Genomic DNA, 26,904 nt, shown 5'->3' on the forward strand with positions numbered 1-26,904 from the left:
CGCGGCTCTCCTGAGCGCGCCATCGCTCCGCCGCCCCCGTGATCGCGATCGCGATCGCCCGCCCCAGCCCCGATCGCGATCGCCTTCCCAGGGCTGGATCCCGCTGCTTTTCCCCCCGATCGCCCCAGGCACACCGGCTGCAAAGGCCTCCCCTCGAAGGAGACCTGAAGTCAATGTCCAGCCGAGTCACCACCGATACCTCCGTCGCCATGTCCCTCGCCGATCTCGCCAAGATCGAGGACGAACGCATCGAGCAAGAACAGACCACCCGAGCCCGAGCCCGCGAGCAGCGAGCCCGCGAACAACGCGAAGCAGCAGCTCGACGCCTGGCGGAGGAAGCAGCAGGGCTGGCCGCGGCCGCGGAGGAGCAGGCCCGACGAAATCGCGAGGCAGTGACCGAGAAGGCGCGCGCCGAAGCCCGAGAACGCGCGGCCGCCGACGTCGCGCGCATCGAGGCCGACGCCCGCGCCCGCCTGGAGCTCGAGAACGCCGCGCGCGCTCATGAGCTCGCGTCCCTGCGTGTACGACGCGAGACCGGGCGGCGCCGGCGCGAGTACGTGCTCGGCGCTGCGCTCGCGCTCTTGGTTTCCGTGGGGGCCGTGGCGGCCTACGACGCGAACCAACGAATCACAACGCGGGAGCGCGCCAGCCTGGAGCTCAAAGAGCGGGAGCACGCGCTGATCCAAGAGCACAACGACGCCAAGCGTACGGATCTCGCGGCCCTCGACCGCCGGCACGCGAACCTCCTGGCACGACCGCTCTCGGACAAGGCCGCGAGCGAGCGGGACACCGCCGCCGCCGCGCGCGCTGGACTCGACGCCCGCTCGCCGGGACAGGACGGGCTGCGCGCCTTCGGTGATGCACTGGATGCACTGCAGACCCGCGTCGAAGGTCTCGAACGACTCTCGGCTCTCGAACACCGACACGCCGATCTCGCAAGCTGGGCCTCGAGCGTGAGGCGAACGTCCGCGCTGCAAGACGTACAGAGTGCGGCGTTGGCGGCAAGAAAACCCGGGGCAGGCCCCGACGCCCTGGTTGCCTACGAACGAGCCCTCGATGCGGCTCGCCCGAAGCTCGGTGAGCGCGCGGGTCAGGCCGGACCTCTGGTCACGAACGAAACCACCACGACCGGACGCACCTGCCGCGAAGGGGATCCCGGCTGCGGCCTCGACGGCAGGCCGCTGTTCTGAAGCGCGCTTCCGCGGAGCGGGCGGTCATGGCAACCTGCCTTCGATCATGACCGGCGACGCGTCGAGCACCGTCGAGCACCGCGGACCCTCTGCGCCCCGAGCCGGAGTGCGCCGACCGGTGCTCGTCTGTGCGTTCCCGCGGCCTCTCGCGCTCACGCTGCCGGACTCCGGGAGCACCGTCGGGCGCGAGTGGCTGGCCTCGAATGGGCTCGCCGACAGCGAGGTCTCCGGGGCTCACATCAAGTTCGACCGCGCGGGCGGTGTGCTGAAGATCGCCGACGCCGGCTCGCGCAACGGGACCTGGATCAACGGCTGCAAGCTCGCCAAGGGCGAGCTGACGCCGATGGATGATGGAGCGACGCTGCGCCTCGGGAATACGCTGTTCGTGTTTCGCGAAGGGCTGAGCGGACCGCTCGAGCCCGCAGCACCGGTCGGTGAGCTGGTGGGTCCCTTTGGTCTGCGCAGCGTGGCCGACGCCATCACCGCGCTCGCAGCGAGCAAACCGGGCAACGTGCTCGTCGAAGGCGAGACCGGCACGGGCAAAGAGCTCGTGGCGCAGGCGCTCGCCGCCGCGTTCGGACGCGCTCAGAAGGTGGCGGCGGTGAATGTTGCCGGTGTCGCCCGCGGGGTGTTCGAGTCGCAGATGTTCGGGCACGTGGCCGGGGCGTTCTCGGACGCCAAGACGGCGTCGAGCGGCATCGTCGTCGCTCACGACGGAGGCACGCTCTTCCTCGACGAAATCGGCGAGCTGAGCCTCGAGCTACAGGCGAAACTGCTGCGGTTGCTCGAGAATCGAGAGGTCTTGCCGGTGGGCGCGGGGCGACCGGTGAGCGTGGACGTGCTGGTCGTCGCCGCGACCCATCGGCACCTCGAAGAGATGGTCGAGCGTGGCGAGTTTCGTCGCGATCTGTTCGCACGCCTGGCCATGGCGCGCATCCGGGTGCCAGCGTTGCGCGAGCGGAACGAAGACCTGTTCAGCATCACGCAGGCACTGACCGCGCGAGCGGGCGCCGGAAGACTGACGGCGGCGGAGGTCGAGGTCGAGGCCATCGAGCGACTCCTGCTCGAAGCTTGGCCGAGCAACGTGCGGGAGCTCGACGCCTTGCTCGCCGCGGTGCGCCGTGTCGATCCGGAACCCGGCCTCAGGCTCTGGTCGCTCGAAGAGGTGACGGGTGAGCGTTCGACGAACAAGACTGCACTGACGCGTGAAGTAGTGGATGAAGCCGTCGACGCCGCGGGCGGCAACGTGACCGCCGCCGCGAGCAAACTCGGTGTGTCACGCGGCAAGCTGCTTCGCCTGCTCGGTCGTAGCAAGAAGGGCTGAAGCTCAGAGCGACTTCGCGCAGCGGAAGCCCACGGCCCAGCTGCGAGCTGAAGGGGCGCTCGCCTTGCGACGGGCCGCACGCACATCCCGGCTCTCGACCGTGTCCCAGCCTCCGCCGCGAATGACGCGACGCGAGTCACCGCACTCCGGCTCGCTGTACGGGCAGTAGTGGCTGCTCGTCCATTCCCAGACGTTGCCTGCGAGATCGAACACGCCTTGCGGTGTTGCACCGAGCTTTCGGCTGCCCACCGCAGCCGTCGACGGATCACCGTCGTCGTCGGCGTACATCTTCGGGTAAGGCTGGCCCTCGAACTTCGCGCGCTCGGCGGTGAGCAATCGGCTGCATTCACCGTCGCAGGCGTTGAGCCGTTCGCCGGACGGCGCCGCCTCACCCCACGGGTAGGTGCTCGAGCCTTCCCCTCGAGCGGCGAACTCCCACTCGGCTTCGGTGGGCAGCCGCTTGCCGACAGCCTCGCAGTAGGCGTTCGCGCTCTGCCACTCGATGCAGTTGACGGGGTGATCGGTACGCTCGGGTCGATTGCAGAATTGACTGTAGAGGGTGACGCCGTTCGGGGTCAGCTCCTCGCCGACCGGGCTCGTTGCGAGGCTCGAGCAGGATGCACACGCCCGGTACGCGCCGAGGGTCACCTCCGTCGCGTCCAGGCAGAACGCCTGCAGCTTCACCTCGTGAGCGGGGAGCTCGTCGCCAGGAGTATTTCCCTCCGCCGCCGAGCCCATGCGGAACTTGGCGGCGTCGATCCGCTGCATGCCGGCCGGACACACGAGCGCGCCCCGCGCCCCGCCAGCTGCCGACAGCGCGAACGCCGCTGCGATGCCCGACGCCACGAGAGCCGTGAGCACGACCACGCGCCGCCGTGACAACGACCGCTTCTTGAGCGCCACCGGCGCGTGGCTGAGGGTGAGGGCTGCCGGCGCGGGCCGCTCCGGCGCGGACGCGTCCAGCGTCGAGGCGAGGCCCACATCAAGGGCGGTGTCGGACGTGACCCGGACGATGTCGACCTCGGTCTCCAGCCCGAGCGCCTGAAACGCATCCACCATCTCGCGGGCGGAAGCAAAACGTCCGTCGGGATCGACGGCGAGGGCCTTCGCAAAAAAATCATCGATGTCCCCGGGCAATCCGGCCCGCAGTGTGCTCGGCGGTGGGTACTTCCCTTCGAGCACGGCGGAGCCCACCGCCACGAACGAGCCACCCCCGAACGGTCGCCGCCCGGTCAAGGCTTCGTACAGAATGACACCGAGGGACCAGAGATCCGAACGCAGGTCGACGTGTTTGCTGCCCTCGATCTGCTCCGGGCTCATGTACGGCGGGGAGCCGATGATGGCTCCGGTCTCGGTCAGCGCGTGGCTCGCGCCGGGGACCTGCGTTTCGCCGAGCAGCTTCGCGATCCCGAAGTCCAGGACCTTGGCAAACACCGGGTAGTCCGGGCTCGCTGCCAGCAGGAACACGTTGTGTGGTTTGATGTCGCGGTGCACGACGCCGCGCTCGTGGGCCGTGCCGAGCGCGCCGCCCACTTGCTGCAACAGCACCAGCGTCGTCGCCAGGCTGAGACGTCCGCCCTGCTCGAGCAGCTCGGCGAGGGTGAAGCCTTCGAGCAGCTCCATCACGATGAACGGCACCGTGCCGTCGAGGGTGCCGTAGTCCATCACCTTCACGACGTGGGGATGCGCGATGCGCGCCGTCGCCCGGGCCTCGATCTCGAAACGCGTGACCAGCGCGGGATCGGCCGCGACTCGCTCGGGGCGGATCAGCTTGACGGCGACGTCCGTGTCGAGCGCCTCGTGACGCGCGGCCCACACGACCCCCATGCCGCCCTGCCCCAGCGGTCTCAGCAGGCGCAGCTTGCCCCGATGACGGCGCCGGCGCGAAGATCGAGGGTCACTGGGCGAGTGTACCGCTCACCCGTTCCTCAGTCTCGGCGGTCGGATACGGCGAGAACCCGCGGGTGCCGGCGTTGCACCGCGCGAGGGCTCACTTCTTCAACGGGATCAGGTTGACCCGGCGCGCGACCGAGGCGCCGGAGGAGAGAATGAGTTGCAGGCTAGAGGACTGGTAGCCCGCCCGCTTGCAGAAGACCGTGGTCTGACCCGTGGGGACCACTCTGCGAATGATCGGAGAGTGGCCGGCCTCCACGCCGTTGATGCGCACGCTGTCGCACGACGGCACGCAGTCGATGCTGAGGGTCGCAGTCTTCTTCGCCGGGGTGGGCGCCGGCGTCGGGGTGGACGTCGGCGCCTTCGTCGGCATCGGCAATGGCGCAGGTTGGACGGGCGGACTCGGGGTTGCAACGATCGCGACGCAGCCTTTGCCCTCTTCGAAGCGCAGACCCGAGGGACAGCTGCGATCGACCCATGCGACGCAGCGGCCGCCGCTCGGCCTCGTTCCGGGAGGACACACCGGCGTCGGGCTTGGTGCAGACGGCGGCGGCGGCGCCGTCGTGGCCTCGGGCTCCAGTGCCGCTTCGAGATAGGGTTGCCAGTCTTCCCGCGTCAGAATCAGCGCGGCGCCTACCCCCGCAACGATCACCGCGAGGGTCGCGAGTCCCCATGCGAAACCGGTGGCGCGACCTCGACCGGCGCTCGACGCTGCTGATGTGGCCGCGTACCCGTATCCCGCGGCGGGCGGGTAGTGCGGAGGCTCGGGGTTCGGCGTGGGCGCTGGATGGTAGAACGCCGCTGCCGGTGTCGGCTGTGGAACAACGGCCGGCGGCGCCGGATTCAGGTTCGCAGCGGCTGGAAACCCGGGCACCGTGGCCAGCCTGAGGGGCGGGATGTCGTCCACCGTCTTGGGTGTGGTGGCTCGCTCCATCCTCGGCGCGTCAGCGTAGGCGGTCGCCGCGTCGGAGAACTCGTTGCCACTCGGCGGCGGCGCAGCCAGGGCCTGCGAGAGCGCCTCGAATGCCACCCCAGCATCTTGGAAGCGCTCGCCGGGAGTGCGCTGCACGGCCCTTGCGAACCATGAGTCGAAGCCCGGAGGAAAGGCGCCGCGAAAGCCCAGCTCGTGCGCGCGCTCGGACGCGGGAGGCAGCGGGTCGAACAACACCTCTCGCATCAATGACTCGAGGGTGACGCCCGGGCTCGTTGCGCCCTTCCAGTAACTGCGTCCGGTGAGCAACCAAAAACCAATCAGGCCCAGAGCCCAGATGTCCGTCGCTGGGCTGATCGTACCGCCCGTTGCCCCGGCCTGCTCCGGCGCCATCCACAACGGCGTTCCCAGCGCCGCGGTCGCGGTCGGCGCCCGCGCTTGTTCGGTCACCTTGGCGATACCGAAATCTAGGATCTTGACGGTGAAGTGAACGCCGGGGCGGCGGGGCGCCGCCAGGAACACGTTCTCGGGTTTCAAGTCCCGATGCACGACGCCCCGCTCGTGCGCTGCGCTCAAGCCATGGCAGAGCTGCTCCATGATTTCGCGGAGCGCGCTCGAGCCGCAGCGCCCCGTCGCAACGGCCTCGCTCAGATCGGTGCCGTCGAGCAGCTCCATCGCGAGCCAGGGCATGCCTGATTCGGCATCGACACCGGCCGCGATGACCTGAACCACGTGGTCGCTGGGGATCTGAGCAACGACCGTGGCTTCTTGTTCAAAGCGCGCCCGCAGCCCCGGATCCCGGACCAGCTGCGGGTGCATCAGCTTGAGCGCCCGCCGCGCCTGCGTGCTCAGCTGCTCCGCGACGTAGACCGCTCCCATCCCGCCCTCCGACAGGGGCTCGATGACCCTGAAGTCGCGGGCGAAGATCGCCCCGGGAGCGAGCTGAAATCCAGACATCCCCGCCAAGGATACATCAACCGAGCATCGGCTCGGCCGCGCGGGCGCCATCAACCATCCGAGCACCGACCCGTCACCCGCTGCGCAGTCGAGATCGCTGCGATTTGCCGGCATGCAGCCGCTGCGCGATGCATCCGCGCGCTGCATGGCACTTCGCGCCTCGAGGGCGTACGCTCCGGGCATGCGGCGGATCCAGAGTGCTGTGCTGAGCGTGGTCGTGTGTGGGATCATCTTCGCGTGCGGCGGGTCGACGGACAGCGATTCGAACGGCACCGGAGGCTCGAGTGGCGGCGGCGGCAAGAGCACCGGCGGGACGTCGGGGGGCGGCGGCTCCGGCAACAACAGCGGCGCGGGAGGCTCCGGCGCCGGCACGGCGGGCATCGGAGGGACCGGCGTGGGTGGTGATGGTGGCGGCACCTGTGTGGATCTCGACTGCGGCCCGAGCGGCGCGAAGTGTTGTAGTCCGGGTGAAGGCTGCGGCACCGCGGGACCGGGCTCGACCATCTCGTGTAACTGCACCTCGGCACTCGTGTGGGAATGCACGACCGGCGGCGGCGGCGGCGGTTCCGGCGGTGGCGGCGGGGCATGCAACGGACCGAATGGCTGTGCCGCGGGCACCAGCTGCTGCAACGGCAAGTGCGTGAACCTAGAGAACGATCCTTTCAACTGCGGCGGCTGTGGTTTCGCCTGCGCCGGCCCGAACCCGTACTGCTCGGGCAACTGCGCGAAACCGCCGTGCTTCGCGCCAGGGCCTCCGCCACCCGGCGGTGTGTGTTGCGGTCAGGCGTACTGCGGCCCCGGCCAGCTGTGTTGTGACGTGCAACAGGGCGGCCCGTCAGCGGGCCCCACCTGCTTCACACCCACACCAGCACAGACGACCTGCCCAATCGGCTGTCCTCTCTGTCTGTGAACCCGCCGCGAACTGTGCCCGGCGTGCCGAGCTACTGGCAGCTGAGCCCGGACGCGTCCGAGCGGTCGACGTGTGCGCCGCCGAACGCGCGCAGCGTCGTCCCCACCAGCACGCCCGCCGCGAAATAGCTGCCCGAGTCCGAGTCCGGGAGGATGTCGAACGTGTACCGCTCAGTGTACGCCACGAGCTCGCTGGAGCGGATCCGCACGCCGTCGAGTGTGGTCCCGGCGCGCAGCTCTGCGAACGTCCGACCATCCGCCGTGGGGTGAGCGGGTGAGATCTGAAGCACGCGGCCCGTAGCCAGGGTCACGCGGAGCACGCTGTGATTTTTGGCGGGAGTTCGACCGACGCTCAGGATGCGCACCGGGACGACGCGGCCGTGATCGACGCTGAGCACCCAATCGCCGGCGACCAGCTCTGCGATCTTCCGTTCACCCCGCGGCGTCGCGATCGGCGTGTCGGGTGCGGCGCATTTGCACTGCTTGCACCCCATTGGACAGGTGCCATCGACCGGGTCGACGCATTTCACGCCCACGACGAGGGGCCCCGGAACGTCACAGCAGAGTTTGCCCGCCGCGCAGCAGGTATCACCGCAACAGAGCTGGGGTGACGTGCAGCCTGCCGCGCTCGAACACGGCGGAGCACCGCATTTGCCGGCGTTGCAGCTCGGGTGCTCCCCCGTCGTGCACTCGATGCCACACTTGCCGCAGTTCTTCAGATCGTTGTCGAGGTTGACACACTTGTTGCCACAACAAACGAAACCAGCCTTGGTACATTCCTCCCCGCACACCCCGGCGTCGGTGCTGGTGCCACCCGTGCCGGCGCTGCCGCCCGTGCTCGTCCCAGCGCTGCCCCCAGTGCTCGTGCCGGCGCTGCCGCCCGTGCTACCGCCCGCGCTGCCGCCAACGGCGCCTGCTCCGCCGGTTCCGGTACCGCCCGTCGCGCTGCTGCCACCTACTCCCGTGCCACCCGTTGCGCTGCCTCCGCTCGAGGCGCCGCCGCTCCCATCATTGGTCGAACTGCCACTGCACCCGGACAGGAGCGCCACACACACAACTCCAAGATAAACGGCTCGCATCGTTCGCCTCCCACGCGCCCGGAGCGTAGCAGGCCGGGCCAGGAAGTGCCGAACCCCTCAGCCATCTCCGCCGTCGCTTTTGGCCTCGACCTCGACTAGAGGACGGGGGCCGTGTCGTCTCCGCCGCTCACCCTCCTGCAAAATGCCGAGGTGTTCTGCCCGGACCCCATCGGCCGCGCGGACGTGCTGGTCGGCGCGGGCACCGTTCTCGCCATTGGGCCGACGATTCCTGCGTTCGACGCGGGCTTGTGCCAGCGCGTCGATCTCGGCGGAGCTCGCCTCATTCCAGGACTGATCGACGCCCACGTACACCTCACCGGCGGCGGTGGTGAGTCGGGCCCCGCGTCCCGTGTGCCCGAGGTGAAGCTCAGCGAGCTCAGCCGGGCGGGCGTGACCACTGCCATCGGCGTGCTCGGCACCGATGGCACCACCCGCAGCGTCGCCAACCTCGTAGCCTCGACCCTCGCACTGCGCGAACAAGGGCTCTCGGCCTGGTGCTGGACCGGCAGCTACGAGATGCCGCCCATCACCCTCACCGGGAGCGTCCGCTCCGACATCGTGTTCGTCGAGCCGATCCTGGGTGTCGGCGAGGTCGCCATCAGTGATCACCGGTCTTCACAACCCACGCTGGACGAGCTCGCACGCCTCGCCGCGGACATCCACGTCGCTGGCTTGATGAGCAACAAGGCGGGCGTGCTGCACCTGCACCTCGGGGATGGCCCGCGCGGGCTCGACCTCGTCCGCCGTCTGCTCGAAGACACCGAGCTGCCGGCACAGGTCTTCTACCCGACGCACGTGAACCGGAACAAACGCCTGTTCGACGAGGCCATCGCGCTTGCACGACGTGGCGTCCCCATCGACGTGACCGCATTCCCCGTAGCGGATGGAGAAGACGCCTACTCGGCCCCCGACGCCATCGCCAGGTACCTCGCCACCGATGCACCCCAGGACCGCCTGACGTGCAGCTCCGACGGCGGCGGCTGCCTGCCGACCTTCGACCGAGCCGGACGCCTGTTGACGATGGACGTCGGCTCCCCCGGAGCGCTGGGCGAAACTCTCGGGATATTGCTCGGACGGGGGTTCAGGCTGGAGAGCGTGCTGCCGGTGTTCACCCGCAACGTCGCCAACGTGCTGCGCCTCCCGACCAAAGGCCGGATCGCGGTCGGCGCCGATGCTGATCTCGTGGTCCTTGACGACAGGCACGGCATACGCGAGGTGATGGCCCGCGGGCGCTTCCTGGTCCGCGCGGGCGAGCCGACCGTGCTCGGCCAATTCGAACGACCGTCAGCGAGAACACCGAAATGAGCCCGGCAAAGATCGAGGCAGACCACACACGCGGCTACATCGTCCCGATCGGTGGCGCGGAGGACAAAGAGGGCGCGTCCCAGATCTTGCGCCGCTTCATCGACGTCTCCGGCGGTAGCGGCTCCCGCATCGTGATCATCCCCACGGCCTCGAAGCTCGAGGACACCGGTCGCCGTTACGAGAAGGTCTTCCGAAAGCTCGGCGCCGACGAAGCCAAGGCCCTACCCCTCGCGACGCGGGACGACGCCGCCAAGCGCGAGTGGCTCGAGTACATCGAGGCGGCGAACGGCATCTTCATCACCGGGGGCAACCAACTGCGCCTGACCACCATCCTCGGCGGCACCCCCGTCGCGAAGGCGATCCGGCGGGCCAACGCCCGCGGCGTTGCGGTCGGCGGCACCAGCGCCGGCGCGGCGATCCTCAGCGAGCACATGGTCGCCTACGGCGTCGAGGGGCACACCCCGCGCGCGGGCGCTGTCGCGCTGGCCCCGGGTTTCGGCCTCACCAACCGCATCATCCTCGACCAGCACTTCCGTCAGCGAGATCGCCTGGGTCGCCTGCTCACCGCCCTGGCGTACAACCCCTTCGCGGTCGGCGTCGGCCTCGACGAAGACACCGCCGCTTTCATCGATCCCGAGCGCAAGCTCACCGTGGTCGGCAGCGGCGCCCTCACCATCATCGACGCGATGGACCTCACCCACTCGTCAATTGCCGAAGCAAAACAGGGCAATCCCGTGTGTATGACGAACATCCGACTCCATGTGTTGATCGAGGGGGGTACCTTCGATCTCGAGACGAGGCGCGCAACCCCCGGTGGGTGAGGTCAACCGATGGAACTTCTCGAGCGTCGCGTGTACCGCGGCCCCAGCCTGTATGCTCACTTCCCCGTCGTTCGACTGACGGTCGACCTCGGCGTCCTCGAGGCCTGGCCAAGCGCAAAGCTCCCCGGCTTCAATGCGGGCCTGCTCGCAGCGATCCCCTCGCTGCAGAGCCACACCTGTTCATTCGATACCGAGGGGGGCTTCGTGCGCCGCCTCTCCGAAGACGGAGGCACCTGGCTGGGTCACGTGCTCGAGCACGTTGCGATCGAGCTCCAGCAGCTCACCGGCGCCAAGGTCGTGTTCGGCAAGACTCGCGGTGAAGGCACACCGGGCCGCTATCACGTCGTCTACGAGTACGAAGAAGAGCGCGTGGCGCGGGCCGCGGGCGACCTCGCGCTGCGGCTGCTCCACCACCTGCTTCCTCCGGAGCTGAAGCCCGAGAAAGCCGCCGCTGACGAGTCGGCAGAGCCGTTCGATTTCGATAGAGAGCTGGTCGAGCTGATCGACTTCGCTCAGCGGCGGCAGCTCGGTCCCTCCACGGGCTCGCTGGTGCGCGCAGCGGAGGCTCGCGACATCCCCTGGTTGCGCCTCAATGACTACAGTTTGATCCAGTTCGGGCACGGAAAATACCAGAAGCGCATCCAGGCGACCGTCACCAGCGAGACCCGTCACATCGCCGTGGCCATCGCCTCCGACAAGGAAGAGACGAACACGATCCTCGGAGATCTCGGGCTGCCGGTGCCGCGGCAGGAGCTCGTGCGGAGCGCCGATGGCGCCGTGCGGGCCGCCGAGCGGCTCGGCTATCCAGTCGTGGTCAAACCCCTGGACGCCAATCACGGTCGGGGTGTGTCCCTCGACCTGAACACCGAGGCCGAGGTGCGCGTCGCCTTCGACAAAGCCCGGGAGCACGCCCGCAGCGTCGTCGTCGAGACCTTCCTCGATGGTTTCGATCACCGCATGCTGGTCGTCGGCGGGGAGCTGGTGGCGGTCGCAAAACGTGTCCCCGGCCACGTCGTCGGCGACGGACAACACTCCATCGCCGCGCTCGTCGACATCGTGAACGCCGATCCCAGGCGCGGCATCGGGCACGAGAAGGTTCTGACGCGGCTCGAGCTGGACTCACAGGCCGAACGCCTGATGGAGGCCAAGGGCGCAACGCGGGACACGGTCCTGCCCGCGGGCGAGGTGTTCTTCCTGCGCGGCACCGGCAACCTCTCGACCGGCGGCACCGCCATCGATCTCACCGACGTCGTACACCCCGACAACCGCGAGATGGCGATCCGCGCGGCGAAGGCCATCGGCCTCGATGTGTGCGGGGTCGACTTCATTACGTCCGATATCCGGGAGAGCTATCGCGAGATCGGCGGCGGCATCTGCGAGGTCAACGCGGCTCCGGGCTTTCGCATGCACGTCGCGCCGACGGAGGGCAAAGCTCGGGACGTCGCTGGACCGGTCATGGACATGCTGTTTCCGGCCGGAACCCCCACTCAGATCCCCATCGCGGCGGTCACCGGCACCAACGGCAAGACCACGACTGCCCGCATGCTCGCGCACATCCAGAAGATGAACGGGCACACGGTCGGCCTCGCGACCACGGACGGCGTCTACGTCGACGGAGAGCGCACGGTGGCGGGCGACATGACCGGACCGCACTCGGCGCAGATGGTGCTCCGCGATCCTTCGGTCGATCTCGCGGTGCTCGAGACGGCGCGCGGGGGGCTGCTGCGAGCGGGCATGGGTTACCGCAGCTGCAACGTCGGCGCAGTGCTGAACGTCGCCGCCGATCACCTCGGCTCCAAGGGAGTGACGACCCTCGAACAGCTGGCAGAGGTGAAACGCATCGTGATCGAGGTCACGCGCGACTGCGCAGTCCTCAACGCCGATGACCGCCTGTGCCTGCGCATGGCCGACCACACGAGCGCCGCCCGCATCGCCTACGTCACGATGAATCCGCGGCACGACCTGGTCCGGCAACACCTGCGCGCCGGCGGGCTCGCGGCCGTGCTCGAAGAGGGCATCAACGGCCACATGATCACCCTCTACGACAAGGGTGCGCACCTGCCGTTGCTCTGGACCCACCTGATCCCTGCGCCCATCGAGGGCAAGGCGATGCACAACGTCCAGAACGCGATGTTCGCCGCGGTGATGGCCTACGCAATGGGCGTGAAAATCGAGAACATCCGGCAGGGTCTCCGCACCTTCGACACGTCGTACTTCCAGGTCCCCGGGCGCACGAACGTGTACGACGAGCTGCCCTTCAAGGTGATCCTCGACTACGGACACAACCCCGCGGCCGTGCAGGCCATGGCAGATCTTGCCTCCAAGCTCGAGTGCTCCGGGCGGCGCATCTGCGTACTGTCCGCGCCCGGCGACCGGCGCGACGAAGACATCCGCGACATCGCCCGTATCGGCGGTCAGACCTTCGATCACCTGATCTTGCGCCGAGACGACGATCTGCGCGGCCGTGGCTCCGACGAGGTCCCGCTGATGATGCGGGAAGAGTTGCTACAGAATGGGTTCCCGGAGGAACGCCTGGAAGTGATCCCGGACGAACAGACCGCCATCGACGCCGGGCTTCGACTGGCAAAGCGCGGCGATCTGCTGGTCATGTTCGCGGATCGGATCAGCCGCAGCTGGAAGCAGGTCATCTATTTCAAGCCCGAGTCCGGGGAGAAATCGAGCCCACCGCCGGCCTCCGGCGCAGGCGAAGCGGGCGCCACCCCCGTGCTCGAGGCGAACAAAGCGAGCCTGAGCGTGAGCCGCGATCTGACCGAGGGCGCTCAGGTGATCCAGGACGAGCGCGGTGTGCGCCTGGCACGCGAGCAGGACGACTGACCGGCGCGCATGCAGCTCCTCGACGCACGCCGTCTCACCGGGCCGAACCTGCTTTCGCGCTCGCCGCAGGTGGTCGTCGAGCTCGGCTTCGACTCCGGGGAGGACGCTGGCGCAGCCGTCGACCCTTATTTGATCGAGCTCGCCCGCATGCGCACTGCGCTCGGATTCTCAGGAGCCGTCACGCCGACCGTCCGCGTTCACCTTCACGGAGCGGACGTGGGCTACGACGCCGCCATCGACGTGATGCTCGCTTGCGCAGAGATGAGTGAGTGGGCGGCGCTGTCGGCCTGTGAGACGCTCGCCGGGCGCCCGCCGCTCCCGCTCGAACCGAAACAGAGAGAGGTCGAGGAAATCCTGCGGCGTGATCGGAACCCGCGCTTGGTCGCGCTCCAGGCAGAAGCCGAGCGCCGCGGTTTGCCCTTCCTGTGGGACGACGAGTCCGTGAGCATCGGCGCCGGCAGCGGTTCGAAGACCTATTCGCGCACGACGCCGCCGGACCCAGCGGAAGTTCCCTGGGGCACACTGACTTCGATCCCGATCGCGCTGGTCACCGGGACCAACGGCAAGACCACGTGCACCCGACTGCTCGCTCGCATCGCGCGGGAGGCAGGAGTCCGGGTCGGCAGCGCGTCCAGCGACGAGATCGCCGTCGGCGCCGAGGTCATCGATACCGGCGACTGCACCGGTCCCGCCGCCGCGCGAACCGTCTTGCGCCGGAGCGACGTCGACCTCGCGGTGCTCGAGACGGCGCGCGGAGGCATCCTGCGGCGCGGCCTCGCCGTGAGTGAGTGTGACGCGGCGCTCATCACGAACGTGAGTGACGATCACCTCGGCGGTTACGGCATCGACGATCTGCCGGCCATGACCCGAGTCAAGTCCGTGATCGCCCACGCCGTGCGTGCGACGGGCACGGTCGTGGTCAGCGCTCACGATCCCAAGCTGGTACAGCTCGAGCCCGCGCAGGGAGCACAGGTAGTGTTTTTTGCGAACCTCGAGCGCGACGACGCGACCGCGCGCGCAGTGCTCAAAGACCACCGCACTCGCGGCAAGAGCTGTGTGTTCGCGGAGGACGGCGGCATCTACATCGCCTCGGGCGCGGACTCGCACGCACTAGTTCGCGTCGACGCGGTACCGATCACGTGTGGTGGAGCCGCGGCCTACAACGTGGACAACGTCCTCGCCTGTGTTGCCATGGCGCTCGCCCTGGGCATCGGAGACGAAGCAATCGTGCGCGGCCTGCTCGCTTTCCAGCTCTCCGACAACCCAGGGCGCGGAGAGCTCAGCGAGCACCGCGGCGTTCGGGTCTTGCTCGACTTCGGGCACAACGCCGAGGGCATCCGCGCGGTGCTCGAGTGGGTCGCCCGGCTCCGCCAACCCACTCCCGGACGTTTGACAGTGATCGCAGGCGCCGCGGGCGATCGCAGCAACCGCGATTTCGAGGAGGTGGCACATGTCATCCTCAGCGCGAACCCCGATCGTGTGCTCTTGCGCGATCTGCCTGGCTACCTTCGAGGCCGCGCGCCCGGCGAAGTCCCAGGCCTGTTCCAGAGCGCGCTCACGTCGCGCGGTCTCTCGGAGGCGCGAGTCGAGATCGTCGAGTCGGAGGTCGCGGGCCTCGCCGCGGCCTTCGAAGAAGCGCGCCCCGGGGATCTGGTGGTCGTGCTGGTGCACCTGGAGCGGGCGGCCGTGCACGCCTTCCTCGACGCTTTGCCCGAGTGACCCGCCAGCTTGACGCGAGGGGCACACTCGCCGGACCCTCACCCGAGCGACGCGCTGCGGAGGACTGCTCGTCGCGGAAGCGCGCGCCGGCGGCATCACGCTGCACCGACTCGACGGCGCCGACGGCGCGCTGGCGACCCAACCCGCCCAGACGGCGGACTTCTCGGTCTCCGGGAGCGCCTTCAGTTTGGCTGGCTTCGACGGCTCACACATTGCCATCGCCGCCGCTCGCGGCCACGTGGCCATGACCTGGATTTCGCAGTCGAAGCTCGCCGCCGGGGACGATACCGGCGGCTGAGCGCTGCTCAGCTGCGCGGAGTGGGAGTTTGCCGCCCGCAGGTCTCCGCGCGTCGGAGAGCGCAAAAGGGCGGCCCGCTTCGCGATGCTCGTTTCTCGCGCTATGCTAGTCGGATGCGCGCATTCCTTGGACTGCTGCTCTCGGTTCCGCTCGTCCTGCTCGCGTGCTCCAGCGAAGACGAAGGCGGCATCGCCGGCGGAGGGAAGGGCGGCGTCGGAGCGGTCGGGGGCGGCGGCGCGGGCGGCAGCGGCGGCAGCTTGGGCAAACCGTGCAGCAAGACCTCGGACTGCGGGTCCGGGAAGTTCTGCAGCGTCGCCAAGCAGTGCGTCGACAACGGCTCGTGCGGCGCCGATGGTGACTGCACGGCGCCGCAGGTTTGCGGCCTGGGCTCGAAGAAATGCCTGGAGGCCGGCACTTGCGCAACGGACGGGGACTGCGACCAGAATCAGGTCTGCAACGTCCAGACGAAGCTGTGTGAGATCGGCGGCGGCTGCGGCAAGAGTGTGTTCGAGCTCACCGAGCTGCCGCCCAACCTGATGATCCTGCTCGACCGCAGCGGCAGCATGAGCGGCGACGCAGGCGGCAGCACCCGCTGGAACGTCGCCAAACAAGCCGTGTCGCAGGTGACCACGAAGTTCGACGCCCAGCTCCGTTTTGGTCTGGCAACGTACTCGTCGTGTGCGTCTGGCGGCTGCTCCGCCGGCAGCATCGTCGTGCCGATCGCCGACAAGAACGCCGCAACCATCAACGCTTTTCTGGGTTCAACGGTCGATCAGGGCAGCTCGAACGGCCAAGGCAAGACCTCGTCCGGTTTGCTCAAGTACCTGTGTGACAGCGGCAACCCGGAGACGAGCACCGGGAAATCCCTGGCGGCCCTGGTCGGCCAATCGTCACTCCAAGATCCGTCGCGCACCAACGCCGTGCTGCTCTTGACCGACGGCAGTGAGAGCGGTGAGTGCAAGGGCTCGTGTGACGGCCCCTGCGGAGCTGCGAAGCTGCTGGCGCAGAACCCTCCGGTGAAGACCTACGTGATTGGCCTGGGCGTGAACCCCAGCGCCATCGATCAGATCGCCGCTGCCGGCGGAACGACCAAGTCCGTCCCGGCCTCCAACCAGACCGAGCTCGACGCCGCGTTCAACAAGATCGCCGCAGCCGTCGCCAGCTGTGAATACCTGCTCGACAAGGCTCCGCCGAACTCGACTGGGGTCTACGTCTACTTCAACGACGACCCGACCGGCGTGCCCAGCGATCCGAACAACGGCTGGAGCTACGATCCGACGACCAACAAGCTCACGTTCAATGGCACCGCGTGCACTCAGCTGAAGAGCGGCACGGTGACCGACATCGACGTGGTCTACGGCTGCCCGGGCCCCGTGGTCAATTGACCGTGTCTCAGGCGTACTCGATCTGAATCGTCTCGATCACGGTCTGCATCACCGCCTTGACCACCTCCGTGTCGGGGTGGCGCGCAATCAGGTAACCGTCGCCCTCGTAGCTGTCGGAGCGCGGCGCGCCGATCTTGGGCAGTCGACTCTCGACCACGTGCCGGCCCACCCGCTCGTTGGCCAACTCGACGCCACTGACGCGCTTCACCCGGCCGCGCCCCACCCCGCGCAGGTATGCGACCCCGACGGCGAACCGGCGCTCGTACGGCCCGTCGAACTCACCGTCCACGACCGCGCGCGCCCAGGCTCGGTACATGTCCGCGTCGTGCGCGTAGCTGTTGGCCAGCACCATGTGTGCGCCGGGGGGCCGTGCGGCGATCTCTCCGATGGCGAGCGAGCCGTCGTCCCGCCGGAACCACTCCATGTGGGTGAACCCAGTCTCGAGCCCGAGAGCCGAGATGGTACGCGCCGCTAGCTGGCGAGCGTCTGCGAACTCCGGTCCGTGCATCACGCGCGGCAAGAGCACGACCCATTTGATCCACGGAGTCTCCATCACCTCGAGCGGCGTCGGGAAATAACGCGACACCGACTCGAAACGGATGGTCCCATCCACCGTGATCGTCTCGAAGCTGTGCTCCTGACCGCGCAGAAACTCTTCGGCCAGCGCGGGACGTTCTGGGGACGCATGGATGGCAGTCACCGCCGCACGGAGCTCTTCCTTCGAGCGCACCCGCCAGGTGGCCTTGCAACCCATGCCCGCCGGCGGCTTCAGGACCAGCGGAAAACCAACCGCCTCCGCAAAACCGTCGGCGTCGGTCCAGGACCGGATCAGCTGGTGACGCGCACAGGGCAGTCCATGGCGCCTGAGCTCGTCTTTCATCCGAGCTTTGTCGCGGAACAGATCGGCGGTGTCGGGGTCCGTTCCGGGGATACTCAAGGCCTGGCGGAGCTCCGCCAGCTGCACCTGCAAGGGCTCGAGGATCCCGAGCGCCCGGTGCAGCTTGCCGTGCCGGCGCTCGAGCAACCGGCCCGCTTCGATGAGCTGACGGGCGTCGAGCCCGTCCGAGACCTGGACCACGTCCGCAAAGATCGCGGCGTCGGCACCGGCGGGGGGTTCCTGAACGATGCCCAGCAGCCGGACGCCGGCGAGCTTGTGGGCAGCGCGGGCGAAACGCAGCGTGGTTTCGAGAGGAAACGGCGCGACGAACACCACATTTTTCATGCTTTGCCTTGTACCATCAGGCCATGAAGGTCGTCTTCCTCGCACCCAGCTATCCGCCCGAGATGCAGCAGTACACCCGCGGGCTGGCCGAGGTCGGCGCGGAGGTCTACGGCGTCGGGGATACACCCAGGAACCAGCTACCCCCTTCCCTGAAACAACATCTGGCGGACTACCTGCGGGTGCCCCGGATGCTCGACGAGGACGACGTGGTCGAACGCGTGACCGAGTGGTTGCGCGGCCGCGAGGTCGACCGCGTGCTCTCCAACTGGGAGGTGATGGTGCTCACCGCGGCGCGCCTGCGCGAGCAGTTTGGTCTGCCGGGCATGAGCGTCGACACTGTGCTGGGCTTCCGCGACAAACAGCTGATGAAGGAGCGCGTGAAGGCCGCCGGCCTGCGCACCCCGCGGTCGGAGCGCGTGCGCACGGTGAACCAAGCCCGGGCCGCCGCCGAGCGCACGGGCTACCCGCTGATCCTGAAGCCCATCTCTGGCGCCGGCAGCGCCGACACCTACAAGATCTCCGACGAGGCCGAGCTCGAGGAGGTGCTCGGTCGCATGCGCCACATCAAGGAAGCGAGCTGCGAGGAGTACATCAACGGCGAGGAGTTCACCTTCGACACCGTGTGTATCGGCGGGCGCCCCGTCTACATGAACGTCACCCAGTATCTGCCGCCCCCGCTCATTGCCCGCTCCGAAGAGTGGGTGAGCCCGGTGATCATCACGGTCAAGGACATGCAGCAGCCGCACGTGGCGGGCGGCATCGAGCTCGGCAAAAAGGTGCTGGGAGCCCTGGGCATGGGCGACGGCTTCACCCACATGGAGTGGTTCCGAAAGCCCGACGGCGAGGTCGTGTTCGGCGAGATCGGCTGCCGCCCGGGCGGCGCCCACATCGTCGATCAGATGAACTACACCTCGGACATCGATCTGTTCCGGGAGTGGGCCCGCGCGGTCTGCTGGGGGAAATTCGAGGCGCCCACGGCTCGAAAATACAACGTCGCCATCATCTTCAAACGCGCCAAAGGGCGCGGGCGGATCTCTCGCATCGAGGGCCTCGGGGAGTTCATGCGAAAATACGGCGAGCACGTCGTCGAGGAGCGCCTGTTGAAAGTGGGGACCCAGCGTCGCAACTGGAAACACACGCTGATCTCCGATGGGCACATCCTCCTGCGCCATCCAGACTGGGACACCACCCGTCGTATGGCCGCGGCGGCCGCGACGGAGATCACCCTCTACGCGGAGTGAGGAGTCAGCTCGCGCCGAGGGCGTGGCCGACGAAAAATCCGTCGCTGCCCTGGTTCTGATACAGGGGCAACAGCACCAGGCAGTCCTTCGGTGCGCGGATCTCGCCGCTCTTGTCGCGCGCGATCAGTGTTCCGGCCCGTGTAGGATGGATGGTCGAGAACCCGGGCTCCATCGCAAAACCGTGATCCGGGGTCACCGCATGCCTCGACTTCACCTCGATCAAGCGCGGCAGATCCCCACGGGCCCGATCCAGTATTTCGTTGGAGGCATCGTAGTCGGGCACGTGACGCTTTTCGAACACGCCGCTGGCCACCAGCGCCACCGTGACCGCCGCCACCAGGTTGTCGCGGGCCTTCGCCCCGTCGTGCTGACCGCCCTCGACGGCGAACGTCACACACCCCCGCGCGCCGAGGTACCCGGTGAGCACTCCGGGCAGCTGCTCTTCGAGTCCCAGCAGGGTGGGCAGGGCGAAGTGCGCGGCGAACGCCCGGTGCGCTTCGGTCGGACCCACGACGCCGAAGGGTGTGCCCTCGGCCGACGTGGTGTGCAGATCGAGCGCAAACACCGGTCCCCGCGCGCGCCCGATGATGGCGTCGAGCACGTCCGCGAGCTCCACCGTCTCGTGGAACTCCGCCTCCGCGCCGCCCTCCGAGGCCTCGGCCACGGAGCGACGGGCGTGCAGCACCGCCTCCTCGGTCCACTGCCGGTTCAGATCGCAGTCCAGGTAGCGCCGACGCGCGACCAACGCCCGAAGGTTTCCGGCCAGCGCAACGACCTCACCGACCAGCGGGGTCTTGTCATGGCGGTGGCGAGACAAAACGATGCGAGCCGCCTCGATGCCGGCGGGCTCGTTGCCGTGCACCCCACCCACGATGATGAGCGTCGGCCCCGGGTCCTTGCCGTCGATGCGGTTGATCTGCCTCGCGGTCAAAGGTCGTCCTCACCAGTGACACTCGGGTGATTGACGCCGCTTGGCAGCACCTCGCTTGGCGGGCTGCCCGAGCGCTGCTCGATCAACTTGTGGGCGATGGCCATGAAATCTTCGGCGGTGATGATGCCCACCAGCCGGTCGTCCTGAACCACGGGCAGACAGCCGAGTCGGTAACGCCGCATCAACCGAATGGCCTCGATGGTCTCGGTCTCCAGGCCGACCGTGGTCACGTCGGTGCGCATCAGCCGCCGGACGGGGGTGTCCTTGGTCGAACCACCGCTGGTCAAGAACCGCATCACCGAGCGATAGCTGATGAGGCCAATCAACCGGTGGTCCTTGTCCTCGACCGGGATGTGACGAATGCGCTCCCAATCCATCAAGATGGCGACCATCTCGACGGGATCGTCGGCGTGGACCGTGAACAGATCCGTCGTCATGTACTGATCGACCCGCTGGTAGTTCTGCTGCGAGACGTCGGCCTCGTCCAGGCGGGCCCGCTCCCACTCGGCCACCGGGCGCCCCGTGAGCTGGCGCTGTACCGTCGCCGCGACCAAGGCGTTGGCGCGCTCCCCCAGGGTTCCCTTGTCCTTCAGGGCGTTCCACGACGACATCATCCAGCGTGCACCGGTGCGGGCGCTGCGCACCCGCGCCTCCACCACTCCCAGGTAGCGTTTGATGTCCGGCTCGTCGACCTGCTGGCGCCTGAGCCCCGCCTCCGCGATCGGCAAGAGCCGATCGAGGACCAGGGTCGAGGCCGCGATGTCCTTGCCATTGAGCCAGGTGAAGTTGGCGCTGAGCCCCTCCCGCGCAGCGGTGTAGAAATTCGCGCCGGCTTGGTCGAAGTCCATGCGTTTGCTGACGTCGATGCCGCGGGCGCCGAGCTCCGCCATCATGCCGAACCAGAACGCGCCGTTCGCAACCTCGTCCAAGATGCTCGGTCCGGACGGCATCACCCGGTTCTCGATGCGCAGGTGGGCCTTGCCGTCGGCGACGCCGTAACAGGCGCGGTTCCAGCGATAGATGGTGCCGTTGTGCAGGCGCAACGCCTTGAGCTGGGGCATCTCCCCGCGGTCGAGCACCGCCATCGGATCCTCGTCGAGGTCCGTGCCGACCAGCGTGCGGAAGCGCGCGATGTCCTCCTGGAAGATCTCGACGACCGAGTTCTTCACCCAGCGAGTGCCGAAGCTCACGCGGGCCTCGCTCTCGCGCAGGTGGTGGGTGTGACTGCGGGTGTCCACGGCCTGGCGAAACAGCGCAATCCGAGTCTCGGCCCAGAGCCGGCGCCCGAACAGGAGCGGTGAGTTCGCCGAGATGCTCATCATCGGGCCCGCGAGCAGCTGGGCGACGTTGTACATCCGCGCAAACTCGTCGGCGTCGACCTGCAAGTGTACCTGAAAGCTGGAGTTGCAGGCCTCGACCATCACCGAGTCGTGCTCGATGATCAGCTCGTCGAGCCCCTTCAGCGAAAACTCGAATTTGCCGTCCCTGAGCTCGTGCATGACCTTGGCCAGCGCCAGGTAGCGCGGGCTCGGCACCATGTTGTGGAGCCCGAGATCGGATTTTCGCATCGTCGGCAAGATGCCGACCAAGATCGGCTTGATGCCGAGCTCCGCAGCGGCCACGCGCGTCTTCTCCATCAGCTCGTCGAGCTGGGTTTCCATGCGCCGCAGTCCATCACCGGAGAACGGTTGTGGATCGCAGTTGGCTTCGAGCTGGAACTTGCCGAGCTCCGTGGTGAAGTGGTCGTCCTTCAGCCGCTCGAGCAGCTCCAGCGCCACACCCGCAGGCGTCCAGGCGCTGTCGATCAGGAACATCTCCTGCTCCGCCCCGACCCGGCGCACTCCCTTTTCGAACAGCCCCTCACGCAACATGCGCTCGACCGCGCGGAGATCTGCCAAAATGGCGTGCATGAACTCACGACGGCGCTGAGCGTCGTGGTCGGCTTCCACCTGTTTGTGGGGCCGCGTGTTGGTCATCCCCTCTGCCCTCTCACTTGGTCCACTCGCTCAGCACCTGAGGCAGCATCTTGCGCCAGGTGACCCAGTCGTGATGCCAGTCTTTTCCCCACGAATCGACCCGGTTCGGGATGCCCGCACGACCGAGGGCGTTGGCCATTGCCCAGGACTCTCCGATGTCCTCGGCCCGTCCCTCGCCGCTCGGCATCAGAATGAAACGACTCCGGAGCACGTCGAGGTGGCGGCCCGCGAGGGAGGGCACGAAGTGAACGGGGGACGAGACCCAGAAATCGTCGCTGAACTCACTCGAGTGGGCGTCGTAGAAGCGACGAATGTCGTACGTCCCGCTCATGGCGCACGCGCGTGAAAATAGGTGCGGGAAGCGGCACACCATCGCGATGGAGTGCAGCGCGCCGATGCTCGAACCCGCGGCCCAGACCTCGAGGTTCGAGTTCTTGCAGTCGCTGTGGATGGCCGGCACCACCTCGGTCTTGATGTAGTAGTGGAACTGATTCTGGAGCCACATCTGGTGGCGGGCCGAACCCTCGCGGGCCAAGAGGGCCTTGCCCGCCACGCTGTCGACCGAATAGACCTTGATGCGGCCTGCGTCGATCAACGGTCGGAGCACGTCGATCATCTGGAAGCGCTCGATCTCTTCGGCGTCACCGCCGGCGGTCGGGAAGACCAGCACCGGCTGACCGAAGGTACCCCAGCGCACCAAGGTCACGTCGCGCTCGACACATGGGGATCGCCAACGTTCGACGGCCTTCATGCCGACGCTCCTTGTTCCGCACGCCATTTCTGCACCCGCTGCCAGAACAGCTCGGTGAACTCACTCACCTCGTGGGCAGGGAAGAGCGCCGCCGTCTTCTTGCGCACGGCCTCTTCTTTGGCCACCTCGCTGCCGAAGAACTCGTGGGCGACGGCGTCGAGGTGCCCCAAGTGTTTCTCGCAGAACTCCTCGAAGCGCTCACGCTCGAAGCGTGCTTCGGCGATCTGGGCGTAGGCCCGGAGTTTGTCCTTGTAGGGGCGGTCCTGGTCGGCGGCGATGGCGTAGAACGGCTCCCAATCCAGGTTCTTGCGCATCTTTCGCTTCGTCACGGCAGCGAACACACTCCAGCGGATCTTCGCCTTCACCAACCAGGCGAAGTGATAGTGCAGCGACGTGACCTGCGAGTCCGGGCAGGCGTTGGCGAAGTCGATCGGGTACCAGACGCCCTGCTTCGAGAGCGCCTCGCACGAGTTGAAATCCCAACCGAAGAAGGCGTTGATGGTCAGGGTGGTGTCACGAATGACCTGTGCGTCATCCGCGGACAAGAAGCTAGCCTCGGCGTCCATCGTGTAGCGGTTGTGGAGCGCTGCGCTCGGGTCGTAGCGCACGATGCGGGTCTGGGGCCCGATCCCGACGCAACGGATGAAGTGGTCGAACGGCTCGATGGCCTTCTGCAGGTGCATCACGAGCTTGCCGCTCTCGTCGTAGCGAGCGCGCAAGCTGGCCTCGTCGGCGATGCGATTGACGCCCTTCCACCCGCCCCCGTCGTACGGTTTCATGAACAGCGGGTACCCAAGCGACTGCCCCACCTTGCCCAGGTCGAAGAGTTTTGCGTAACGGCTGAGTGTCGGTTTGAGATCCGGCAGCGGCTCGTAGGACTTGGGGGGCACCATCCAGGTGTCAGGGATCGGCATCCCCAGCTGCATCATGGCGCAGTACGTGGTCTGTTTTTCCATGGACTGGACGGCCCACGGGTTGTTCAGGACGTACAGGCCATCCATCAAGATGGACTTTTTTATCCACTCGCGACTGGTGTGGTACCAGTGCGTCAAACGGTCGAGCACCACGTCGTAGTTGCAGGGCTGGCGCAGGTCGAACGGCTCGATGGTCACTCGATCGACCGCGACCCCAACGCGATCCCCTTGCCAGTCGATGGACAGGTCCAACCGCTTGACGATTTCTTCGTAACAGATCGGCCAGCAGATGTCGGCGCCGAGGGAGAGGCCGATGTTGCGGGTGACGTTGGCCATTTGGGCGGTCCCTCCTATGCCCAAATCCCGCCCGGCGCCACGGGAAAGCGTGACTTTCTGGGAGTCGGCCACGGCCCGAGCCGCCGAGGGCTTTGGCAGCCGATTTCAGCCCCGACCGAAGAGCTCGCGCTCCAGCTCGTCGGCCGCCGCCGTCACCTCGTCGACCGGGGTGCCGAGGGCCTTGGCGGCCTGGGCGTCGGACACCGCCCCCTCTTCCATCAGCGCTGCGGCGTAGTTTCGGGCCGCCGGGCTGGCTCGGTGCAGTGCGCTCTTCACGTCGATGGCCACCCGCACGTCCGCGATGGCGCGCTCTAGTCGACCCAGGATGCGCGTGGCGCGCACCTCGCCCTGTCTCGCGTCGCGACGCACGACCTTGCGCTTCTTGGGCGCCTTCGCCTCGCCAAAACCCTTCGCGCCGGGGCGCGACGCAAAACGCTCCAGGAAGGCTTCGCTCGTCTCGAGCGGGTAGTCGTTCAGGAAGAGGAGCGAGCTCTGCGTGCGCTCCAGCAGGAACCGAAAGATCGACAGCTGCAGGCCACCGGCCTCGAGCTCGCCGGGGTGATCGATGCTGAACACGGACTGGCACTCCGCGAGTCGGTCGAGCAGCTCGGGGGCGAGCTTCTCGCCGAGCCGCGCATACCCATCCCTGACCTCATCGGCGGTGGGGAGCTTGCCGCCGGCACCCATCTCACCCCACTCGTCTTCTGCCTCGGGGTGCTCTTCGAGATAACTCTCGACCAGGCGCTCGCACGCCGTGCCAAGCTCGAGCATTTCTCGGGGTGATAGCCGGCTGATGATCAGGTAGGTCGCACTCATCGGCAGATCCTCACTCGTAGACGAACAATAGTGGTCCCGGGAACAGCCACGAGAGGCCTTCGCGCAGGCGATCTCGCCAGTTCTCCCAGTTGTGGCCGTCTCGGGCCTCGATGTAACGCACGTCCATGCCGGTCGCCTGCAGCACCGGCACCAGCGATCGGTTCTCGTAGATCAAAGACTCGTACATGCCACAGCTGACGAAGATGCGTTCGGCCATGGCGACCGGCCGCGCGCGCAGCTGGTTGACGAACGCGACCACGGGGTCGAACAGCGGCCCGCGGTGATTGCGATCTCCGATGTCGGTGAAGGCGAAGGACCCCGACTGCAAGAGCAGGCGCCCGAAGAACCCCGGCCGGCGCCAGGCAGCGGACAGCGCCGCTACGGCCCCGAAGCTCGCGCCCATCAGGCACCGCGCCTGCGGTCGACTGTCGACGGGCAGCGCGCGTTCGAGCTGCGGCACCAGCTCGTCCGTCAAGTACCGCGCGTGGCGCTCGTCGTTGGCGTACTCGACCAGCCGATCGGGGGAGCTGGTCATGCACACGATCATGTCGGGGATTTCCAGCCGGTGCGTCAGGTTGTCCAGGATCGTGCCAAGCGACGCGTAGCGCAGGTAGTCGTGCCCGTCGTGCACGATCAGGAGCGGGTAGCGTCGTGTCCTGCGGAAGCGAGCCGGCAGGTAGATCTCGACGCGCCGCCGGCCAAAAGTCGGACCATCGAGGAAGAGCTCGTCGATCTTCCCTGGGCGGGACTCCGGGTCGTGGTTGATCCAGGTCGGCGCTTCGTAGCCCGACCCGTGGGCGACGGAGTTCGCGCCGAAGGGATCCCGCGCGCGGTTCGGGTTGAGTGGATCCTCCATCCACTCGCCGCGGCCGTTGCGTACGACCTCGAGTTTGTATTCGACGCGCGAGGCCGCCGGCAGCTCGAGGGTCAGATACCAGACGTTGGTGCCCTCGACGCGGGTCAGCTGCTGACTCGAGGGCAGGCCGAACACCCAGTGCTTGAGGTGGATTGCCTCGGCGTCGCCGCGAAACACGATCGTGATGGCAGGGCCTTCGACGATGGGGAAGGTGCGCTCGGCAAAAAACTTGTCGACCGCCTCCGGCGTGCGCGGGCCCTGTGCCAGCTCTTCGATGGCCCGGGCGTTCATCCCGTCCACCCCACGGCGAACTCGCCGTCCGGCCAGAGTCGATGGCAGCTAGCGCCAGTCACGCGACCGTTCTCGGAAAATACTCGGGCCCCCTCGTCGAGGGCGGCGCAGGTCGCCGGCGCAATGCGCTGCACGAAGCGGGCGATGCCCGGCGCGTCGTCGGTCCGAATGCGATGTTTCGGATCCGGTAGCACCACCAGATCGCGCACCAGCCCAAAGCCCCAATCGAGCGCCTCGGCGATGCCGGTGCCGTGCGGGGGGAAATCGTGGAACAGGTAGATGCGCTCCGTCAGCACCATTGCGCCAGCGGCGGCGGCGAACCAGCGTTTCTTCCGGGCTATCCCCGTCAGATCGAACAGCTTCATGCGATTGAGGAGCGACGCCACGTGCCCGCCCATCACCACGACTGCCTCCGAGTCGTCCACGAGCTTCTTGATCTCGGCCCGGTGTTTGGCGACCGCCGTGCGCTCGGCGAGCCGCCACTTCTCTTCGAACGCCGCGTGGGTCGCCCGGCAACGCTCGAGGTGGTCTCCGTCCAGCTGGCGCAGCCCCTCGACTGACTCGTGCACCTCTTCGGCCAACAGCTCCGGGTCGACGTGACGAACCGAGATGGCCCGCGCTGCCTCGAAGGCGTGGTCCAGGCGGATTCGATAGAAGTCGTTGACGTTTCGGAGCCGCGCCTGCCGCGCCTTGTGCGCCTGCGCCAGCTCCTTGTCCGCCGCGAACAGCTGCTCGGAGCGCGCGTGTAACGTGAGGTTCACCGCCTTCACGCCCAGCTCCGCGATCAGCGCCTGGTCGTCGGCCTCGCGCTCCTGCCAGCCGGCAGTCACTAGGGCGATCTGACCGCGCACGCCCGCCTCCGCCAGCGCGGCGCCAACGTCGGGTTTCGCTTGCTGGGGTCCCAGGAGGACCACCGAAGGGAGC

Annotated in this window: 20 protein-coding genes; 9 read left to right on the forward strand and 11 right to left on the reverse strand. The window is 67.7% G+C overall.

All coding sequences use genetic code 11. The annotated features are described in order from the left end of the window. Nucleotides 1–173 precede the first annotated feature (173 nt). Together IPI67_27035 and IPI67_27040 are read left to right on the forward strand one after the other, a co-directional pair. The gene (locus IPI67_27035; GenBank protein MBK7583835.1) at nucleotides 174–1,190 is read left to right on the forward strand and encodes a hypothetical protein; all 1,017 of its coding nucleotides are present in this window, start codon (nucleotides 174–176) and stop codon (nucleotides 1,188–1,190) included. A gap of 46 nt (nucleotides 1,191–1,236) precedes the next feature. Beyond that, on the forward strand, nucleotides 1,237–2,514 hold the full coding sequence (locus tag IPI67_27040) for a sigma 54-interacting transcriptional regulator (protein MBK7583836.1): 1,278 nt from the start codon (nucleotides 1,237–1,239) through the stop codon (nucleotides 2,512–2,514). A 3-nt stretch (nucleotides 2,515–2,517) separates the two neighbouring features. Here IPI67_27040 and IPI67_27045 read toward each other — a convergent pair whose 3' ends face one another. Further along, on the reverse strand, nucleotides 2,518–4,341 hold the full coding sequence (locus tag IPI67_27045; GenBank protein ID MBK7583837.1) for an SUMF1/EgtB/PvdO family nonheme iron enzyme: 1,824 nt from the start codon (nucleotides 4,339–4,341) through the stop codon (nucleotides 2,518–2,520). Nucleotides 4,342–4,504: 163 nt separating this feature from the next. Beyond that, on the reverse strand, nucleotides 4,505–6,295 hold the full coding sequence (locus IPI67_27050) for a serine/threonine protein kinase (protein ID MBK7583838.1): 1,791 nt from the start codon (nucleotides 6,293–6,295) through the stop codon (nucleotides 4,505–4,507). 181 nt (nucleotides 6,296–6,476) lie between these two features. Between IPI67_27050 and IPI67_27055 the strand changes: the two genes are divergently transcribed. Beyond that, nucleotides 6,477–7,205, forward strand: a complete 729-nt coding sequence (locus IPI67_27055; protein MBK7583839.1) for a hypothetical protein — start codon at nucleotides 6,477–6,479, stop codon at nucleotides 7,203–7,205. A gap of 31 nt (nucleotides 7,206–7,236) precedes the next feature. Here IPI67_27055 and IPI67_27060 read toward each other — a convergent pair whose 3' ends face one another. Beyond that, a complete protein-coding gene (locus IPI67_27060) occupies nucleotides 7,237–8,283 on the reverse strand; it encodes a hypothetical protein (GenBank protein MBK7583840.1) in 1,047 nt (348 codons plus the stop codon). A gap of 111 nt (nucleotides 8,284–8,394) precedes the next feature. Here IPI67_27060 and IPI67_27065 point away from each other — a divergent pair, with 111 nt between their 5' ends. From IPI67_27065 to IPI67_27085, 5 genes are all read left to right on the forward strand, one after another. Beyond that, the gene (locus IPI67_27065; protein ID MBK7583841.1) at nucleotides 8,395–9,588 is read left to right on the forward strand and encodes a beta-aspartyl-peptidase; all 1,194 of its coding nucleotides are present in this window, start codon (nucleotides 8,395–8,397) and stop codon (nucleotides 9,586–9,588) included. After that, nucleotides 9,585–10,409 (forward strand): cyanophycinase, encoded by an 825-nt coding sequence (locus IPI67_27070; GenBank protein ID MBK7583842.1) that lies wholly within the window; start codon nucleotides 9,585–9,587, stop codon nucleotides 10,407–10,409. The genes IPI67_27065 and IPI67_27070 overlap by 4 nt, the downstream gene beginning before the upstream one ends. A 9-nt stretch (nucleotides 10,410–10,418) precedes the next feature. After that, nucleotides 10,419–13,244 (forward strand): cyanophycin synthetase, encoded by a 2,826-nt coding sequence (cphA, locus tag IPI67_27075; GenBank protein ID MBK7583843.1) that lies wholly within the window; start codon nucleotides 10,419–10,421, stop codon nucleotides 13,242–13,244. Between the two features lie 9 nt (nucleotides 13,245–13,253). Continuing rightward, nucleotides 13,254–14,963, forward strand: a complete 1,710-nt coding sequence (locus IPI67_27080; GenBank protein ID MBK7583844.1) for a hypothetical protein — start codon at nucleotides 13,254–13,256, stop codon at nucleotides 14,961–14,963. Between the two features lie 411 nt (nucleotides 14,964–15,374). Beyond that, entirely contained in the window at nucleotides 15,375–16,646 is a 1,272-nt protein-coding gene (locus tag IPI67_27085; GenBank protein ID MBK7583845.1) for a VWA domain-containing protein, read from the forward strand. A 7-nt stretch (nucleotides 16,647–16,653) separates the two neighbouring features. On the opposite strand, the gene IPI67_27090 is transcribed toward IPI67_27085, so the two are convergent. Then, entirely contained in the window at nucleotides 16,654–17,868 is a 1,215-nt protein-coding gene (locus IPI67_27090; protein MBK7583846.1) for an ATP-grasp domain-containing protein, read from the reverse strand. Between the two features lie 23 nt (nucleotides 17,869–17,891). Here IPI67_27090 and IPI67_27095 point away from each other — a divergent pair, with 23 nt between their 5' ends. Next, complete coding sequence (locus IPI67_27095; protein ID MBK7583847.1) at nucleotides 17,892–19,109, forward strand: ATP-grasp domain-containing protein; 1,218 nt, start codon at nucleotides 17,892–17,894, stop codon at nucleotides 19,107–19,109. A gap of 4 nt (nucleotides 19,110–19,113) precedes the next feature. On the opposite strand, the gene IPI67_27100 is transcribed toward IPI67_27095, so the two are convergent. The 7 genes from IPI67_27100 to IPI67_27130 all read right to left on the reverse strand — a co-directional run bounded on the left by IPI67_27100 (nucleotide 19,114) and on the right by IPI67_27130 (nucleotide 26,894). Further along, nucleotides 19,114–20,040 (reverse strand): succinylglutamate desuccinylase/aspartoacylase family protein, encoded by a 927-nt coding sequence (locus tag IPI67_27100; protein ID MBK7583848.1) that lies wholly within the window; start codon nucleotides 20,038–20,040, stop codon nucleotides 19,114–19,116. After that, a complete protein-coding gene (locus tag IPI67_27105) occupies nucleotides 20,037–22,016 on the reverse strand; it encodes a CBS domain-containing protein (protein ID MBK7583849.1) in 1,980 nt (659 codons plus the stop codon). Before IPI67_27105 ends, IPI67_27100 begins: the two co-directional genes overlap by 4 nt. A gap of 13 nt (nucleotides 22,017–22,029) precedes the next feature. Beyond that, on the reverse strand, nucleotides 22,030–22,767 hold the full coding sequence (locus IPI67_27110) for a hypothetical protein (protein MBK7583850.1): 738 nt from the start codon (nucleotides 22,765–22,767) through the stop codon (nucleotides 22,030–22,032). Then, nucleotides 22,764–24,017, reverse strand: coding sequence for a hypothetical protein (locus IPI67_27115; protein MBK7583851.1), 1,254 nt, complete (start codon nucleotides 24,015–24,017; stop codon nucleotides 22,764–22,766). Before IPI67_27115 ends, IPI67_27110 begins: the two co-directional genes overlap by 4 nt. A gap of 105 nt (nucleotides 24,018–24,122) precedes the next feature. Beyond that, nucleotides 24,123–24,833: a hypothetical protein gene (locus IPI67_27120; protein ID MBK7583852.1), complete on the reverse strand. Its 711-nt coding sequence runs from the start codon at nucleotides 24,831–24,833 to the stop codon at nucleotides 24,123–24,125. Nucleotides 24,834–24,843: 10 nt separating this feature from the next. Then, the gene (locus IPI67_27125; GenBank protein ID MBK7583853.1) at nucleotides 24,844–25,980 is read right to left on the reverse strand and encodes an enterochelin esterase; all 1,137 of its coding nucleotides are present in this window, start codon (nucleotides 25,978–25,980) and stop codon (nucleotides 24,844–24,846) included. After that, nucleotides 25,977–26,894, reverse strand: coding sequence for a hypothetical protein (locus tag IPI67_27130; protein MBK7583854.1), 918 nt, complete (start codon nucleotides 26,892–26,894; stop codon nucleotides 25,977–25,979). The genes IPI67_27125 and IPI67_27130 overlap by 4 nt, the downstream gene beginning before the upstream one ends. Nucleotides 26,895–26,904 lie beyond the last annotated feature (10 nt).

The organism is Myxococcales bacterium, assembly GCA_016706225.1.
GTDB lineage: Bacteria > Myxococcota_A > Polyangia > Polyangiales > Polyangiaceae > JADJKB01.

Bases quoted from the DNA above. Each gene is read 5' to 3' on its own strand.
- IPI67_27090 (MBK7583846.1), bottom strand. From the start codon at position 17,868: ATGAAAAATGTGGTGTTCGTCGCGCCGTTTCCTCTCGAAACCACGCTG.
- IPI67_27070 (MBK7583842.1), top strand. From the start codon at position 9,585: ATGAGCCCGGCAAAGATCGAGGCAGACCACACACGCGGCTACATCGTC.
- IPI67_27120 (MBK7583852.1), bottom strand. From the start codon at position 24,833: ATGAGTGCGACCTACCTGATCATCAGCCGGCTATCACCCCGAGAAATG.
- IPI67_27125 (MBK7583853.1), bottom strand. From the start codon at position 25,980: ATGAACGCCCGGGCCATCGAAGAGCTGGCACAGGGCCCGCGCACGCCG.
- IPI67_27110 (MBK7583850.1), bottom strand. From the start codon at position 22,767: ATGAAGGCCGTCGAACGTTGGCGATCCCCATGTGTCGAGCGCGACGTG.
- IPI67_27085 (MBK7583845.1), top strand. From the start codon at position 15,375: ATGCGCGCATTCCTTGGACTGCTGCTCTCGGTTCCGCTCGTCCTGCTC.
- IPI67_27045 (MBK7583837.1), bottom strand. From the start codon at position 4,341: ATGGGGGTCGTGTGGGCCGCGCGTCACGAGGCGCTCGACACGGACGTC.
- IPI67_27105 (MBK7583849.1), bottom strand. From the start codon at position 22,016: ATGACCAACACGCGGCCCCACAAACAGGTGGAAGCCGACCACGACGCT.
- cphA (MBK7583843.1), top strand. From the start codon at position 10,419: ATGGAACTTCTCGAGCGTCGCGTGTACCGCGGCCCCAGCCTGTATGCT.
- IPI67_27055 (MBK7583839.1), top strand. From the start codon at position 6,477: ATGCGGCGGATCCAGAGTGCTGTGCTGAGCGTGGTCGTGTGTGGGATC.
- IPI67_27060 (MBK7583840.1), bottom strand. From the start codon at position 8,283: ATGCGAGCCGTTTATCTTGGAGTTGTGTGTGTGGCGCTCCTGTCCGGG.
- IPI67_27115 (MBK7583851.1), bottom strand. From the start codon at position 24,017: ATGGCCAACGTCACCCGCAACATCGGCCTCTCCCTCGGCGCCGACATC.
- IPI67_27080 (MBK7583844.1), top strand. From the start codon at position 13,254: ATGCAGCTCCTCGACGCACGCCGTCTCACCGGGCCGAACCTGCTTTCG.
- IPI67_27050 (MBK7583838.1), bottom strand. From the start codon at position 6,295: ATGTCTGGATTTCAGCTCGCTCCCGGGGCGATCTTCGCCCGCGACTTC.
- IPI67_27095 (MBK7583847.1), top strand. From the start codon at position 17,892: ATGAAGGTCGTCTTCCTCGCACCCAGCTATCCGCCCGAGATGCAGCAG.
- IPI67_27040 (MBK7583836.1), top strand. From the start codon at position 1,237: ATGACCGGCGACGCGTCGAGCACCGTCGAGCACCGCGGACCCTCTGCG.
- IPI67_27035 (MBK7583835.1), top strand. From the start codon at position 174: ATGTCCAGCCGAGTCACCACCGATACCTCCGTCGCCATGTCCCTCGCC.